This is a genomic window from Streptomyces sp. Ag109_G2-15 (genome assembly GCF_900215565.1).
In the GTDB taxonomy this organism is placed as follows: domain Bacteria; phylum Actinomycetota; class Actinomycetes; order Streptomycetales; family Streptomycetaceae; genus Streptomyces; species Streptomyces diastatochromogenes.
The window spans coordinates 1386474-1401975 of the sequence record NZ_OCNI01000002.1; the positions used below are offsets into that span (position 1 = coordinate 1386474).

Sequence of the window (15502 nt, forward strand, 5' to 3'; positions counted from 1 at the left end):
TTCCCGAGGGACCCGGATCGGCAAGGTTGATCACGACATCACACAGGCCCTAGTTGTATTGACCTGAAGCGTTGTTCACGCGGCTGATCGGTGGGTGGCCGCTGAGTGCGGTGTGGCAGCGGTGGTGGTTGTAGGTGTGCAAGAAGTCTGCCAGGGCGTTGGTGCGTTCGGTGTTGCTGGTGTAGGGCCGCAGGTAGGCCCATTCGTCGAGCAGGGTGCGGTTGAAGCGTTCGACCTTGCCGTTGGTCTGCGGTCGGTAGATGCGGGTGAGTTTGCCGGTCGCGCCGAGGTCGGCCAGGGCTTGTTGCCAGGCGAAGCTCTTGCGGTAGGGCCAGGCGTTGTCCGTCAGGACCCGTTCGATGCGGTCGATGCCGCAGGTGGCGAAGAAGGCTGCGGCCCGGCGCAGGAAGGCGGCGCAGGAAGGCGGCGCAGGTGGCGGCCTTCTCGTCACTGTGGATCTCGCTGTAGGCGAGTCGGGTGTGGTCGTCGACGGCTGAGTGGACGTAGTCGAAGCCCACGCTGCTTCGCCGGGCCCGGCCGGCCTGTCGGCCCAGGACCTCGTGGCCGCCGCCGTCGGGGATCCGGCCGAGTTTCTTGACGTCGACGTGGACCAGTTCGCCGGGCCGGTCACGTTCGTAGCGGCGGATGACCTGGCCGGTGGGCCGGTCCAGGAAGGCCAGACGGTTCAGGCCGTGTCGGGTGAGGATGCGGTGAACGGTGGAGGCCGGCAGGCCCAGGATCGGTCCGATACGTGCCGGGCCCAGCTTGCGGTCCTGCCGCAGCCTGCACACACGTGCCTCGATGGCAGGTTGCGTGCGGTGCGGTGTCCTGCGGGGCCGGCTGGAACGGTCGATGAGTCCGCTCTCGCCCTCCAGCCGCCAGCGCCGGATCCACTTGTGGGCTGTGGGACGGGAGATGCCCATCTCTGCGGCGACGTGGGCGACGGGGCGGCCGGAACGGACCCGTTCGACGAGCAGTCGCCTGCCGTGAACGGTCAGTCGGGCATTACGGTGGGACACGAAGGCCTCCGTGCGGTGAAGATTCGACACCTCCACCACACACGGGGGCCTTCGCCACGATCAAGACCGGCCCCCGTTAACAACGCTCATGACCAATACACCTAGTGCTGCAACGGTGCTTGCCGTGGCTGCTGACCAGTCTGGACCTCTGAGGGCTCGCATGGATCGAAAACCAAGCCGCCCTTGCCTGTGACACCCGACGGACCCATCCACTGCCGGTCTGAACCGGACGTCTGGGTGGCGACTGCATTCCTACAGCCACGTCCCGGTCGGTGCTGCCCTCGGCCCAGGTAAACCGGCTTGTCGACCGGGTCGGCGCGGGTCCGGTGGCCTGCGCCATCACACTTGCCCAGGGCCTGACTGATCACGTGACCACGCAGATCCCGCAGCTTGGCGTGGACGGCCTCGTGCAGGAGCTGCGGAAGGGATGTGAGGCCGTCGCGTTGAGCATCGTGGCTGCGCTGGCCGAGAATGCCGAGGTCGTGCCGGAGCCTCCGGCAGAAGCGCTCACGGGCGCTGTGGAGACTGCGGGCCGGGCAGTCGGTATCGAGCACCTGTTGCAGAGCGTCCAGCTCGTTCATGCCTACGCCGTCAGGGAGCTCCTGGACGAGGCCGAACGACACCTGCCTGCCTCCGACCGGTTCGCGGCGGTGGCGCATGTCTGGGAGGTGCTGTTCGCGATCGTCAACCAGTTGTACGCCGAGATGACTCGCGAGTTCTCCCGGGCGCACGCCGCCTGGGTGACCAGTTCGGCCGCGGTGCGCATGGAGCTGGTGCAGGACGTCCTCGACGGAAAGCCAGTCGCTGCCGATCATGCGCACCGCGTCCTGGGCTACGACCTCACTCGCCGGCACACCGCCTTGGTGGTGTGGGCTGACGATCTCGAACAGGCCGATCCCGGCCGGTTGGCAGGGTGTGCCGAGCAGTTGCTGAGGGCGGGGGGAGCGACGGGCACCTTGATCCTGCCTGTCGGCCGGCAACGGGTATGGGCGTAGGGGTCCAGTGTCCACGGTGCCTCGGTGGCGCCGCCGACGTCGACGGCCACGCCCCGATCCGGGATTCGGGTAGCGGCCGGGCTGCCCGAGTCCGGCGTCGAGGGGTTCGCGTTCAGTCACCATCAAGCCCTCGATGCCGTCCGGGTCGGGATGCTGTCCCGCACCGACCGGTGGCTGTTCGACTACGCCGAGCTCGACGTGATCGCCATGCTCAGCACGCGTCTCGATGAGGCGCGCCGGTTCGTGCGCCGTGAGCTGGGTGGACTCGCCGGATCCGGGGAGCCTGCCACCACCCTGCGCACCACCCTCAAGTGCTATCTCGACACGGAACCGAGCCTGAACGCGACGGCTGAGCTGCTGCACGTCGCGCGTAACACGGTTGCGTACCGTATCCAGCGGGCCGAGCAGTTGCGGGGCGGGAGATCGAGGTCCGGCGGATGCACCTCCAGGTTGCGCTGGCGCTCGCGGAGGAGTTCGGCGACCTCGTGTTGAGCGAACAGGCCACCCCGCGCTGACGGAGCTGACGGCCCCTTTGGACTTCGGTCCATCGGCGGCGGGCCGGTTTGCACCACGGACCAAGCGCCGCGAAGGCTGTGTCCGCTGCACGCGCTCTACACCGACGCCCTGGTCATCCTCGCTGCCACGCCCACCTTCCCGGTGAAGTACCCGCCCTCGGGGACGCTGATGAGCGCCATGCATCACGGCGTCCCCAACCGGCATTGGACCGCCCCGGAGCCGGTCGCCAATAGTGCTGGGCATGGGCGCAGACGCCGTGACGGAGGTTCGCCGATGACCAGCTCCCCACCACCCGGAACCGCCGAGCCGGCCCGTGCCGCCTCGCCGTTGACGATCAGCGAGCAGGGCGCGTTCTGGGTCGGTGTCGGGCGCAAGCCGACGGAGGCCGGGACCGCCGCCGAGGCCGCGATGTACGTCCAGTACCAGATCCCGGCCGATCTCCGGCATCCGCTGCCCGTGGTGATGGTCCACGGGGGCGGCGGCCAGGGCACGGACTACCTGTCGACGCCGGACGGGCGCCCCGGCTGGGCCACCCGGTTCCTCCAGGCCGGTTACGCCGTCTACGTGGTCGACCGTCCGGGTCACGGGCGCTCCCCCTACCACCCCGATGTCCTCGGGCCGATCGAGGGCTCGGCGCCGACGTACGAGTTCATCCGCTGGCTGTTCTGCGATGGGGCAGGACGACCTGGCAGCCAGTGGCCCGGCAGCGGCGAGATCGGCGACGACTCCGCGCTGGACCAGTTGATGGCGAGCCAGGGCCCGACGCTGCCCACCTTCGCCGAGAACGAGGAGCAGATGCGGCGCTGCGGGGCCGAGTTGCTGGACCGGATCGGACCGGCCGTGCTGATCACCCACTCCATGGGGGCGCCGTTCGGCTGGCTAGTCGCCGATGCCCGGCCCGGGCTGGTAAAGGCCATTGTCTCCATCGAGCCGATGGGGCCGCCTTTCATCGAACTGCCCGGCCTCGGAAAGCTGGAGTGGGGGCTCACCGCGGCCCCGATCACCTACGAGCCGCCGGCGCGGACCCCGGAGGAACTGCACCTCCGGCTACGCGAGGCCGGGGGCGACGGGCTGCAGGACTGCCTCGTCCAGGACGAACAGGCCGGCCCCGTGCGGTCCCTGCCAGGGCTCCAGGGCTTCCCGATCGCCGTGGTCGCGGCCGACACCTCGCCGTTCGCGCCGTTCCAGCACGGTGTCGCCGACTACCTCGCCCAGGCCGGTGCGGACGCCGAGTTGCTGCGCCTGGCGGACCTGGGGCTCACGGGTAACGGTCACCTGCCCATGGGCGAGAAGAACTCCGACGACGTGGCCGAGGCACTGATGACCTGGCTGAACAAGCGACTGGCGGATGTGGAGGAAACGTCCCGATGACAACCGCGCCGACCGTGCCGACCGTCGAGACCGATGTGCTCATCGTGGGAAGCGGGCCCGCGGGAGCGAGCGCCGCGCTGGCGCTGAGCACCTATGGCGTGCCGAACGTCATGGTCACCCGCTACTCACGCCTCGCGGACACGCCCCGGGCGCACATCACCAACCAGCGCACCATGGAAGTGCTGCGTGACCTGGGTGTCGAAGAGGATGTGATCGCCCAGGCCACCCCGCAGCACCTGATGGGCAACACCGTCTTCTGCACCGCCATCGCGGGCGAGGAGCTCGGCCGGCTGAGGTCCTGGGGCAACGAGCCGCTCGTGCAGGCCGCGCACGAGCTGGCCAGCCCCACCCGCATGTGCGACATGCCACAGCACCTCATGGAACCGGTGCTCGTGAACGCGGCCATAGCCCGCGGAAGCCAACTACGCTTCGACACCGAGTATGTGTCGCACGAGCAGGACGCCGACGGCGTGACCGCCACGGTCCGCGACCGGCTGCGCGGCGACACGTACACCATCCGCGCCAAGTACCTGATCGGCGCGGACGGCGGCCGCAGCAAGGTGGCCGAGGACGCCGGACTGCCGATGGGCGGCCAGATGGGCGTGGCCGGCAGCATCAACATCGTCTTCGACGCGGACCTCAGCAAATACGTGGCGCACCGACCGGCCACCCTCTACTGGGTGCTGGCGCCCGGCGCGACCGTGGGCGGCATCGGCGCCGGCCTGGTGCGCTGCGTACGGACATGGAACGAGTGGCTGATCGTGTGGGGCTACGACGTCGACGCCGGGCCGCCGGACCTCACCGAGGAGTACGCCCTGTCCGTCGTCCGCAAGCTGATCGGCGACGACGAGATCCCGGTGACCATCAAGTCGTCCTCCGCATGGACGGTCAACGAGATGTACGCCGAGACGTACTCCAGCGGCCGGGTGTTCTGCGCGGGCGACGCCTGCCACCGGCACCCACCGTCCAACGGGCTGGGCTCCAACACCTCCATCCAGGACTCCTACAACCTGGCGTGGAAGCTGAAGCTCGTCCTGGACGGCACCGCGTCCCCGTCCCTGCTGGACACCTACAGTGACGAGCGGGCACCGGTCGGCAAGCAGGTCGTCACCCGGGCCAACCAGTCCATCGGTGAGACGGCACCCGTCTTCGAGGCGCTCGGCGGCCTGTCGCCGCAGACCCCCGAGCAGCTGTGGCGGAACATCGCCGCCCGCAAGGACGCCACTGCGGAGGCCGAGGAGCAGCGGGCGCGCCTGCGGGAGGCGATCGCCTTCAAGGCGTACGAGTTCAACGCCCACGGCGTGGACCTCAACCAGCGCTACACCTCCGCCGCGATCGTCCCGGACGGCACCGAGGACCCCGGCTTCGCACGCGACCCCGAGCTGCACTTCCAGCCGAGCACCCGCCCCGGCGCCAAGCTCCCGCACGCCTGGCTCGACGCGGGCACCCGCAATCTGTCCACCCTGGACCTGGGCGGGAACGGCCGGTTCACCCTGATCACCGGCATCGGCGGCGAGCCCTGGACGGAGGCCGCCCGCATCCTCGGCAAGGAGTTCGGCCTGGAGATCGCCACTGCGGTCATCGGCCCCGGCCAGGAGTACGAGGACCCGTACGGGGACTGGGCCCGGTTGCGGGAGATCGGCGACTCGGGCGCGCTGCTGGTGCGGCCGGACAACCACGTGGCCTTCCGCCGCCGTGACGCCACCGATGACGTCACGGCCGCACTGGGGGACGCACTGCGGCAGATCCTCGGGCGGGGCTGAGCGGCCATGGACCTCACGGCGAAGACCGCGAAGCCCGCGGAGACCGAGACGACGACGGCGGTGCTGGAAAGCTTCGCCCACACCTCCGATCCCCGACTGCGCGAGGTGCTGGTCTCCCTGACGCGTCACCTGCACGATTTCGTACGGGACATCGAGCCGACCCAGGCCGAGTGGGAGCGGGCGATCGACTTCCTCACCGCAACCGGGCACATGTGCGACGACACCCGGCAGGAGTTCATCCTGCTGTCGGACGTCCTGGGTGTGTCGATGCTTGTCGAGACGATCAACGACCATAAGGCGGCCGCCGCGACCGACTCGACGGTGCTCGGCCCCTTCCACATGACCGAGTCCCCGGTCTGTGAACTCGGGGCGACCATCGATCTGGTCGGCGGCGGCGAGCCGTGTGTGATCAGCGGACGGGTCGTCTCCGTCGACGGCACCCCGCTGCCCGGTGCGACGCTGGACGTGTGGCAGGCCGACGACCAGGGCTTCTACGACGTCCAGCAGCCGGAGAAGCAGCCGCCGGGCAATGGGCGCGGGCTGTTCACAGCGGACGCGGAGGGGCGGTTCTGGTTCCGCTCGTGCGTTCCGAGCCCGTATCCGATTCCGACGGACGGGCCGGTCGGCTCGCTGCTGGAGGCGACCGGCCGTCACCCCTACCGTCCCGCCCATGTCCACTTCATCGTGGGCGCCGAGGGGTACAGCCCGGTGACGACGCACATCTTCGTGGCGGGCAGCGACTATCTGGAGTCGGACGCCGTCTTCGCCGTGAAGGAGAGCCTGGTCGAGGAGTTCGTCGAGGTGGACTCCCCCGCGGAGGCCGCGGAGCTGGGCCTGGCCAACCCCTTCCGCCGGGCGCGCTTCGACATCGTGCTGCAACCGGTGATCCTGTGAAGGGCGAGGCCCTGGACTTCACCCACCAGGCACAGCCGATGCGCGTCCTCTTCCGGTCGGGTGCCGTCCCGGACGCGGTGCCCGACGAGGTCGCGCTTCTCGGCCTGCGCCGCATCCTCGTGCTGTGCGACGACCATGGCCTGGACACGGCCCGTGCCGTCGCCGCGTCTCTCGGCGACGCCTGCGCCGGGCTGCACGCGGGGGCGGTGACGCACGTCCCGGTGGAGGTCGCCGGCCTGGCCGTCGAGGCGGCTCGCGAAGCCCGGGCCGACGGCTGCGTGGCGGTCGGCGGCGGTTCCGTGACCGGCCTGGCCAAGGCCGTCGCGCTCAGGACCGGCCTGCCGATCGTCGCCGTCCCGACGACGTACGCCGGATCGGAGATGACACCCGTCTGGGGCCTGACCGAGGGCGCGGTCAAACGCACCGGGCGCGACCCGAAGGTGTTGCCGCGCAGCGTCGTGTACGACCCGCTGCTCACGCTCACCATGCCGCCCGTGGGGTCTGCGACGAGCGGCATGAACGCGATCGCGCACGCCGTCGAGGCCCTGTACGCCCCGGACTCCACTCCGATCGTCTCCCTCATCGCGGAGGAGGGTGTGCGGGCGCTGGCCGCGGCCCTTCCCAAGATCGTCGCCGACCCCTCGGGGCATGACGCGCGCAGCCGCGCGCTGTACGGGGCGTGGCTGTGCGGTGCCTGTCTCGGCGCGACCACCATGGGGCTGCACCACAAGCTCTGCCATGTACTCGGCGGCACCTTCGACCTGCCGCACGCCGAGACACACGCCGTCGTCCTGCCCCATGTGCTGGCGTTCAACGCGCCGGCGGTTCCCGAGGCACTGGCGGCGCTGCGCCGGGCGCTCGATGTCCCGGATCCGGTACGGGAGTTGCACGAGCTGGGCGAGCGGCTGGGCATCCCGCGATCGCTCGCCGACCTCGGCCTGACCGCCGCCGACGTGGACCGTGCGGTCGACGTCGCTCTCGGGGCGCCGTACGCGAATCCCCGCCCGGCCTCCGCCGACGATCTGCGCGCCGTCCTGCACGCGGCCTGGGCGGGCGAGCCGCCGTACGGCGGCTGACCGCTTCTACCGGGAGATCTCGGCGTACGGAACGCCGGTCGCGCGTCGGGCCACCCGGCGTGCGACCTCGGCGAACGCCGGGGCGGCGGGCGAGTGGCCCGTCTCCGGATAGGCGACCGCGGCCACCGCCTCGAGGGGCTCTTTCGGAGCGACGGCCTCCACTCCCGGGTGTGGCGGGAACATCCGGGCGCCCGACAAGGGGATCAGTCCCACCATGCGCTGGTAGGCGATCTTCGAGGCCATGTCCAGGGCCGAGCGGGCGTGGGAGCCGACCGTCGGGGCGTCGTGGTCCCCGTGGCGTCCCCCCACCCACAAGTCGTCGCCCGGGTGGGGGGTGACCCAGGGCTGGTCGTAGACCTCGGTCATGTCCACCGCGGCGGCCGAGGCCAGTGGATGCCCCTTCCACAGCGCGAGGGAAACGGGCTCGGTGAAGATCGGTACGCGTGTCAGGCCCGGAATGTCGACGTTCAGACACAACAGCGCCACGTCGCACTCGCCGGCCAGCAGCGGGGCTTGCCCCTGGTGGAAGTCCGCTTCGTGCACCCGGATCGTGGCTCTGGGATACCGCTCGCGGAACGCCTCGATGACCGGATGCGTCAGCTCCGCGAGAGCCACCCCGTAGAGCGCGACCCGCACCTCGTCCCGCCGCCTGGCCCTGATGGCGCCCGCGGCGGCGGCGAGCCGGTCGGCGTCGGCCAGCACCTCGCCCGCCCGTTCGAGCAGTTCCGCGCCGTCGGCGGTGAGCGCCACATGCCGTTTGTCGCGGTCGAACAGCTGGACGCCCAGCTCACGCTCGAGGGCGGCGATCGATCGCGTCAGGGCGGGCTGGGTGAGGTGCAGACGCTCGGCGGCGACCCGGTAATTCAAGGTCTCGGCGAGCGCCGAGAAATGGCGCAGGCTCCGGAGTTCCACTCAGCCTCCAGAAAGGCGAGGTCCACGGCGTTGTGGTCCGCGCCAGGTTACAGCGCGCTTCCCCGCACGTCACCAGGCAGAAATGTGCGGCATTCCCGTCACCCCTCCAACCTGCTGTGATGCACGACACTCATCAAGCCCACGGATACCGGCATTGGACGGTCCTTCGCCGCGCTGCCGACACTCCCTTCAGGCCGACCAGAACAGCAGCGGATGGGGTGCGAATTGTCCGAGACAACCGAGGCAGCAGAGAAAATCATCGAGATTCCGCAGCCGGAGCCGGACCTGACACCGGAGGAAATGGTGCACCGGGCCGCCGGCATGAGGTCCTGGCTACGTGATCATCAGGACGAGACCGAACAGCGGACCGGCATCTCCGAGGACACACACAAGGCGTTCCTGGAGGCGGGCTTCTACCGGTCTCTCCAGCCATGCCGCTTCGGCGGGTACGAGTTCGACCTGCGGACCTACTCCCGGATGGTCACCGAGGTCGCCCGCGGCTGCCCGTCCAGCGGCTGGAACCTGTGTCTGGCCGCCTCTCACAGCCTGGTGGTGGCCGGCCGCTTCCCCGAGAGCACCCAGCGCGAGGTGTTCGGGCCGGACGGTGACTTCCGGGCTCCGCTGCCGATGGCCCCGAGCGCCACCGCGACGAGGACCCCCGACGGGTACCGGGTCAACGGCCGCTGGGACTACTCCTCCGGAGTCAACGTCTCCACGCACTTCCTGGGGGGCGTGCTCATCATCGACGAGGAGGGCGGCACGCCCACGCCGGGCCTGGTGCTCGTGCCCTCCGGCTGGCGGATGCTCGACAACTGGGGCGAGATCCTGGGCTTCCGCGGCAGCGGCTCCAACAGCGTCGTGGCCGAGGACGTCCTCGTACCGTACGAGTACGTGTCCAGGACCTACGTCGCGGCGAACGACGCCACCGACGGGCCGGGGGTGGAACTGCACGGCAACCCGATGTACGCGGGCCGGCTGATGACGTTCTTCAACATCCAGCTGTGTTCGATCGTGGCGGGCACCGCCTGGGCCGCGATCGACGAGTACCAGCGGATCATCACCACCAAGAACAGCCCGCTGCCGCCCTTCAAGCCGCGCAGCCACGATCCGGAACACCAGCGCAACCTCGGCCTGGCCACGGCCCTGGCCGACAGCGCGCAGCGGATCATCCTGTCGGTCGCCGACGACTACACCGCCTACGCGGCCCGGGGCCTGGCAGGGGGCGAGCCCTTCTCCTACCTGGACGACCAGGCCCTGTCCCTCACGGCCCGGCAGTCCGGCCAACTCGCCTGCCAGGCCGTCGAGATGCTGGCCTCGGCCAGCGGCTCCAGCGCGCTGGCGAACGGCCAGCGCATGCAGCGGTACCTGCGCGACGTCGCCACGTACAAGACGCACATGAACGCCCAGCACAGTTGGTGGGCCACGGGATACGCCCGCTTGCTGCTCGGCGTGGAGAACCCGGCGTGAACCGGTCGACGTCCGCCGCGACGGCGCCCGGCGGCGGTCCGGCGGACGACCCCGGCCGGTTCCGGCACGTGCTCGGCCACTACCCGACGGGTGTCACGGTGGTCACCGCGAAGGAACCCGACGGCACCCCGGTCGGCATGGTCATCGGCTCGTTCACCTCGGTGTCCCTCGACCCCCCGCTCGTCGCGTTCTTCCCCGGCCGCTCCTCCACCACCTGGCCAAGGATCATGGCCGGCGGCTCCTTCTGCGTGAACGTGCTGGCCGCCGGGCAGGAGGGCCTCTGCCGGGATGTCAGCGCCAAGGCCCCCGACGTCTTCGACCGCCACCCATGGCGCGGCGCGCCCTCGGGCAGCCCCGTCCTGGCGGACGTCGCCGCCTGGATCGACTGCGACATCGCCGACGTGTGGACCCTCGGCGACCACTACTTCGTCCTCGGCCGCGTACGAGAACTCGGGGTGGAGAAGACCGGCGTCTCGCCGCTGGTCTTCTCCCGGGGGCGGCTCGCCGCGTTGCCGCCCCGCCGGGACCACGACGACTCGGCCGACTACACATGGCCCGACTGGCTCTGAGAGATCTGAGAGAAGAGAGACGCACCATGCCCAATCAAGGGCTCGGCTCGTGGCCCGCGCGGCGCGCCCGCATGGCACCGGAGGCCACCGCCGTCGTGCACGACGGTGGATCCCTGTCCTACGCAGAGCTGGCCGCGCGCGTGACGCGGCTCGCTCACGCCGTGCGTGCCCTGGGGGTCGGCCACGGCGACCGGGTGGCCTACCTGGGCGCGAACCATCCGGCCCTGGCGGAGACCCTGTTCGCCACGAACGCGCTGGGCGCCGTCTTCGTACCGCTCAACACCCGCCTCGCGGCACCTGAGTTGGCCTTCATCCTGGGGGACGCGGGGGCGACGTTACTGCTGTACGGCGCCGAACTCACCGATGTTGTGGACGCGTTGAGGGACGACGTGGAGGTGAAGCACTACGTCGAGGTGGGGAGCGCGTACGAGGAGCTGCTGGCGGATGCACCCGACGACCCCCTGGACGAGACGGTCGGCCTCGACGAGGTGTGCATGATCCAGTACACCTCCGGCACCAGCGGCCGTCCCAAGGGCGTCATGCTGTCCCACGCCACATCGCCTGGAACTGCTTCAACATGCTGCTGGACGGGGACATCGCCTCCGACGACGTCGCTCTGGTGGTGGCACCGATGTTCCACACCGCCGCCCTCAACACCGTCTTCCTGCCGGGCTTCCTCAAGGGAGGGACGTCGGTGCTGATGCACGGTTTCGACCCGGAACGGGTGCTCGACGTCATCGCCGAGCACCGGGTGACGAGGATGTTCGGCGTGCCCGCGATGTACCAGGCCATGGCCCGGTCGTCGCGGTGGGCGACGGCCGACCTGTCGTCGGTCCGGATCCTGATGTGCGCGGCGGCACACGTCCCCAAGGCCCTCATCCACACATACCAGGACCGTGGCCTGACCTTCCTCCAGGCGTACGGCCTGACCGAGACCGCTCCCGCCGCCCTGGGTCTGCGCGCACCGGACAGCATCCGCAAGGCCGGCTCGGCCGGCACACCCTGCTTCTTCACCGACGTACGCGTGGTGCGGCCCGACCTCACCCATGTCGCACCGGGCGAGGTCGGCGAGGTGATCATCGAGGGCCCCAACGTGATGAAGGGCTACTGGCAGTGGCCCGAAGCGACCAAGGACGCCTTCGTGGAAGGGAGTTGGTTCCGTTCCGGAGACGCGGCCACCGTCGACGAGGAGGGGTACGTCACGATCGTCGACCGGATCAAGGACATGTACATCTCCGGCGGGGAGAACGTCTATCCGGCCGAGGTCGAGCAACTCCTCCATCAGCATCCCGCGGTCGCCGAATGCGCGGTGATCGGCGTACCCGACGAACGATGGGGCGAGGTCGGCAGAGCGCTGGTCGTGCCCCGCGCGGGCGCCGAGGTGTCGCCCGACGACATCATGGACTCCCTGTCCGGCCGACTCGCCAAGTACAAGCTCCCCAAATCGGTCGTCCTCGTCGACACCCTGCCCCGCAACGCCACCGGCAAGATGCTCAAGGCCCGCCTGCGCAGCCAGTACGGCTCAATGCCGGCCCGAGGCGCCGAGGAGGCATGAGGCGCCGACCATACCCCGCATCACAGCATGGACATGCCCAGCAAGTGGTCGACCTGGCGATCAGTACCACGAGGGAGCGATCACGAACCGAGGAAGATCGGACTTGACGTCCACTCAGCACCACAGCTCCCACGCCACCGACCGCGCCAATCTTCAAACTACAAGCCTCGGAGTCATGCCTCGACTTCGGTCTCAACGAGATCAGCGGCGACGGCAGCTGGGAGCAGTGAGTACGTCCGATGGATGAGGAAGACTGCCATGGGGAGTTCCGCGAATACCGCCAGGGCCGACGACAGCCAGATATCCGATGTGTTGATGGCGAGCGACACATCGAACCAGGCGTCGCAGATCAGCAGGACTCCGGTGGCCATTGCGGAGACGGCGAGGCCGCTGCCGCCAGCCGAAGTAAGCCGTGGATGCCATGGCCGCGATCAGCAGGATGTCGAATCCGACCCAAGCCGCCCGCCATTCGTGCACGTGGTAGTCGGTCGGCAGGGTCACGGCCAGCAGGAAGGTCCAGGGGACAAGCCCGATGGCGCTGACGGCGAGCAGTTCGAGCGCGTGTCGTCGCTGCTTTTCGGGCATGTCGCGCAGGCTCATGGTGTCTCCATATGGCGTTGGGGGTGGGAGAACCGGATGCGGCTGGCCTTTGTATGCCTGAATCGGCACGAACGGAGCGGCCATCCGCTCTCCGGGCCACCATCTGACTGCTGTGCGAGCAGCTCGTGTCCGCGGCTCTTCGTGCCGTCACAGCCGATGATGCAGGTCACGGGCGGCGGCGCTCTCGTACGCCACAGACCGGACACCGGAACACCCCCCCTAATTACACATCCACGAGCAAACAACGAACAGGCAGCCCCTGACTCCCATGCTGCGCCTCACGCGTCTACTGGGCCGCCATCGCGAACATGACCCGCCGCCTCACCGTCCCGAGTCCGGCCTGGCGCGACACCCTCGAGCCGGCTGCGTGAAAGTCCTCAAGCTCCTGGCAGACCTCCAGGCGCAGCACGAGAAGGCCACGACCCGGGCCGGTGAACTACGCGACACAGCGTTTACCGGGCCGTCGCGGACGCCTTCAACCAGCACCCCGACCAGGAGTTCCGATCTGAGCTGCACGAACTCCTCGGCGTGCCCATCGACGAGGCGTCGGTCAATGTCACCCGCGCTCACCTCGGACGCCTCCTCCGTCAAGGCTTCCTCACCGAGCCCGGACGAGGCCACTACCAGAAACGGACTTAACTTTTATTCGGAACATTTGTCATTCCTGCGTCAAGAAATCGCCATGGCCCGGCGACGCCGGCGCGCGGACCGCTGCCGAAGCTCCGGAAACCACAGCTCAGGCATGCCCTCCACGTCCACCCGTTGCAACTCCCGAACCAAGTCGTCGAACCGAGCGACAATTCCCCAAACCGCAGGCCAGGGGCTTTGGCGGTCGACTCATGGATCGCCACGCACTCCAGGTGGCGCGTCATCGGGAAGGTATGCAGTCTGACCCCACCCGGGAAACATGCAGCTCAGAGGCGCTTTCAAGGACGAATCCAGGCCCCTCGGAAGGCTTCGTGCGTCATCACCACAGCCGTGCGTCAGCAACCGCTGGGGCGCGCGGGCCGACTTCATCGACGAAGCAGGCGGTCACCGCATCTACCACACACCGTGTGATTCAACCCGTTGCGGCGTCGCCGTCAATGCGTGTCGGCGGCTGCTGAGCGCCCGGCGCGCCTGCCGAGCACCGAACCGGCGGTGAGGCCGGAGCCTCCAGGGTAGTTGAACCAGAAGAGCCCGCCGACGAGTTCGCCGGCCGCGTACAGCCCAGGGACGGGGCGGCCGCTCAGGTCCAGCACCCGCGCGTCGGCGTCGATCCGCAGCCCGCCGAAGGTGAAGGTGATGCCGCAGGTCACCGGGAAGGCGACGTACGGAGGAGTGGTCAGCGGCTGGGCCCAGTTGGACTTGGGAGGGGTGATGCCCTCGGTCCGGCAGCCGTCCTTGACCGTCGGGTCGAAGCGACCGGGGACAACGGCGGCGTTGAACCGCTCAACCGTCTCCGCCAGCCGGCCCTCGTCCATGCCGAGTTCCTTGGCCAGGCCCTCCACGGTGTCGGACTCCACCCTGGTGATGCCCGCAGAGGCGTACTCCTCGGGGCGCAGCAGCGGCGCGGACGTCGCGTCGAAGAGCTGGTAGGCGACGCCTGCCGGTTGCTTGAGGATCTCGGCACCGTACTTGGCGTAGGTGTAGTTGCGGAAGTCCGCTCCCTCGTCGACGAACCGGCGCCCCTCGGCGTTGACCACGATGCCGAACGGGTAGCCGCCGCGAGTGAGTTGGTTGGTCAGCTCCCGGTCGCCGGTCGCTCGGGCTTGGCTGTCCCAGGCCACCGCGTGGCAGCCGCTCCAGTGGCCGTAGGGTTGCGCGCCGGCCGCCAGGGCCATGCGGATGCCCTCGCCGGTGTTGTACGGGGTTCCGCGCACCAGGGCCAGGTCCCAGCCCGCGCCCAGGTAGCCGGCCCGCATCTGCGGGTTGGCCTCGAAGCCGCCGCTGGTGAGGACCACGCCGTCGGCCTCGATGCGCTGCCCGTCGGCGAGCGTCACGCCGCCAACGGAGCCGTCGGCTGCGGTGGCCAGGCCGGTGACGGGGCTGTCGAAGCGGATTTCGATGCCGCTGCGAGCGGCGGCGGCAAGGTGCTGGTCGATCATTCCTTTGCCCCCGCCGACCACGCCGACGGCCAGTCCGCCCCAGAATCGGTAGCGTCCGTCCACCTCGTAAGCCTGCCGGTGGAACATGAGCTCGAATCGCAGGCCGAGGCTGCGCAGCCAGGTCATCGTCTCGCGGGATTCACCGACCAGGATCCGGGCGAGTTCGGGGTCGGTCCTTCCCTGGGTCACCCGGGTCAGGTCGGCGAGGAAGTCGTCGTCGGTGTAGGGGGCGAGGTCGACGCGTCCTGCGCGGTCCGCGGGAAGTGGCTCGACCAGTGAGGTGAGGTCGGTGAGCCCGCCGTGGCTGGTGCGCATCGCCCCGGCAGTGAAGTAGGAGTTGCCTCCGGCCCATTGGCGGGGGGCCTTCTCCAGCAGCAGCACCCGTGCTCCCTGCTGTCGGGCGGACTGAGCCGCGCTGAAGCCGGCGTTCCCGCCGCCGACCACGACGACGTCCCACTGCTCGGTCATGTGTACTCCCATGGGTTCGGACAGCAGTTGCCCGGATCGGAGATCCTTTCGGGGCTGGGGCGTACGGATCAGGGACTGTGTGCGTACGCGACCGCAGCTTGAATCTCTTTCACCAGGGCCCGGCGGGCGGGTTGACGGCTGCGCGGCCCGCCCGCCGGGCAGTACGACGATGCGCCAGCAGCGCCATCAGTACAATCGAAAGAAATTGAA

Annotated in this window: 11 protein-coding genes and 2 pseudogenes; 9 read left to right on the forward strand and 4 right to left on the reverse strand. The window is 69.4% G+C overall.

The annotated features are described in order from the left end of the window. Positions 1-49: 49 nt before the first annotated feature. Positions 50-1019: pseudogene (locus CRP49_RS42590) on the reverse strand (IS481 family transposase). Positions 1020-1387: 368 nt separating this feature from the next. Between CRP49_RS42590 and CRP49_RS42595 the strand changes: the two are divergent. From CRP49_RS42595 to CRP49_RS42620, 6 genes are all read left to right on the forward strand, one after another. Continuing rightward, on the forward strand, positions 1388-2014 hold the full coding sequence (locus CRP49_RS42595; protein ID WP_179852030.1) for a hypothetical protein: 627 nt from the start codon (positions 1388-1390) through the stop codon (positions 2012-2014). 24 nt (positions 2015-2038) lie between these two features. Beyond that, entirely contained in the window at positions 2039-2506 is a 468-nt protein-coding gene (locus CRP49_RS42600; protein ID WP_097258705.1) for a CdaR family transcriptional regulator, read from the forward strand. 297 nt (positions 2507-2803) lie between these two features. Continuing rightward, entirely contained in the window at positions 2804-3901 is a 1098-nt protein-coding gene (locus tag CRP49_RS42605; RefSeq protein WP_179852031.1) for an alpha/beta hydrolase, read from the forward strand. Further along, positions 3898-5664: an FAD-dependent monooxygenase gene (locus CRP49_RS42610; RefSeq protein ID WP_097258707.1), complete on the forward strand. Its 1767-nt coding sequence runs from the start codon at positions 3898-3900 to the stop codon at positions 5662-5664. Before CRP49_RS42605 ends, CRP49_RS42610 begins: the two co-directional genes overlap by 4 nt. Positions 5665-5670: 6 nt before the next feature. Continuing rightward, positions 5671-6558 carry an intradiol ring-cleavage dioxygenase gene (locus CRP49_RS42615; protein ID WP_097258708.1) on the forward strand — a complete coding sequence of 296 codons (888 nt, stop codon included), beginning with the start codon at positions 5671-5673 and terminating at the stop codon, positions 6556-6558. Beyond that, entirely contained in the window at positions 6555-7634 is a 1080-nt protein-coding gene (locus tag CRP49_RS42620; RefSeq protein WP_257033826.1) for a maleylacetate reductase, read from the forward strand. The genes CRP49_RS42615 and CRP49_RS42620 overlap by 4 nt, the downstream gene beginning before the upstream one ends. Before the next feature lie 6 nt (positions 7635-7640). On the opposite strand, the gene CRP49_RS42625 is transcribed toward CRP49_RS42620, so the two are convergent. Next, positions 7641-8546: a LysR family transcriptional regulator gene (locus CRP49_RS42625; RefSeq protein ID WP_097258709.1), complete on the reverse strand. Its 906-nt coding sequence runs from the start codon at positions 8544-8546 to the stop codon at positions 7641-7643. Between the two features lie 225 nt (positions 8547-8771). On the opposite strand from CRP49_RS42625, the gene CRP49_RS42630 reads away from it, so the two are divergent. The 3 genes and pseudogenes from CRP49_RS42630 to CRP49_RS42640 all read left to right on the forward strand — a co-directional run bounded on the left by CRP49_RS42630 (position 8772) and on the right by CRP49_RS42640 (position 12137). Continuing rightward, on the forward strand, positions 8772-10013 hold the full coding sequence (locus tag CRP49_RS42630; RefSeq protein ID WP_143670106.1) for an acyl-CoA dehydrogenase: 1242 nt from the start codon (positions 8772-8774) through the stop codon (positions 10011-10013). After that, on the forward strand, positions 10010-10582 hold the full coding sequence (locus CRP49_RS42635) for a flavin reductase family protein (protein ID WP_097258711.1): 573 nt from the start codon (positions 10010-10012) through the stop codon (positions 10580-10582). The genes CRP49_RS42630 and CRP49_RS42635 overlap by 4 nt, the downstream gene beginning before the upstream one ends. Positions 10583-10608: 26 nt before the next feature. After that, a pseudogene (locus CRP49_RS42640) lies at positions 10609-12137 on the forward strand (long-chain fatty acid--CoA ligase). 201 nt (positions 12138-12338) lie between these two features. On the opposite strand, the gene CRP49_RS42645 reads toward CRP49_RS42640, so the two are convergent. Together CRP49_RS42645 and tcuA are read right to left on the reverse strand one after the other, a co-directional pair. Further along, positions 12339-12737 (reverse strand): hypothetical protein, encoded by a 399-nt coding sequence (locus CRP49_RS42645; protein ID WP_257033827.1) that lies wholly within the window; start codon positions 12735-12737, stop codon positions 12339-12341. Between the two features lie 1082 nt (positions 12738-13819). Continuing rightward, entirely contained in the window at positions 13820-15292 is a 1473-nt protein-coding gene (gene tcuA / locus CRP49_RS42650; protein ID WP_097258712.1) for an FAD-dependent tricarballylate dehydrogenase TcuA, read from the reverse strand. Positions 15293-15502 lie beyond the last annotated feature (210 nt).

Excerpts from the sequence above, each read along its gene's own strand:
- CRP49_RS42605 (WP_179852031.1), top strand. The coding sequence starts at position 2,804 with ATGACCAGCTCCCCACCACCCGGAACCGCCGAGCCGGCCCGTGCCGCC.
- CRP49_RS42615 (WP_097258708.1), top strand. The coding sequence starts at position 5,671 with ATGGACCTCACGGCGAAGACCGCGAAGCCCGCGGAGACCGAGACGACG.
- tcuA (WP_097258712.1), bottom strand. The coding sequence starts at position 15,292 with ATGACCGAGCAGTGGGACGTCGTCGTGGTCGGCGGCGGGAACGCCGGC.
- CRP49_RS42645 (WP_257033827.1), bottom strand. The coding sequence starts at position 12,737 with ATGAGCCTGCGCGACATGCCCGAAAAGCAGCGACGACACGCGCTCGAA.
- CRP49_RS42610 (WP_097258707.1), top strand. The coding sequence starts at position 3,898 with ATGACAACCGCGCCGACCGTGCCGACCGTCGAGACCGATGTGCTCATC.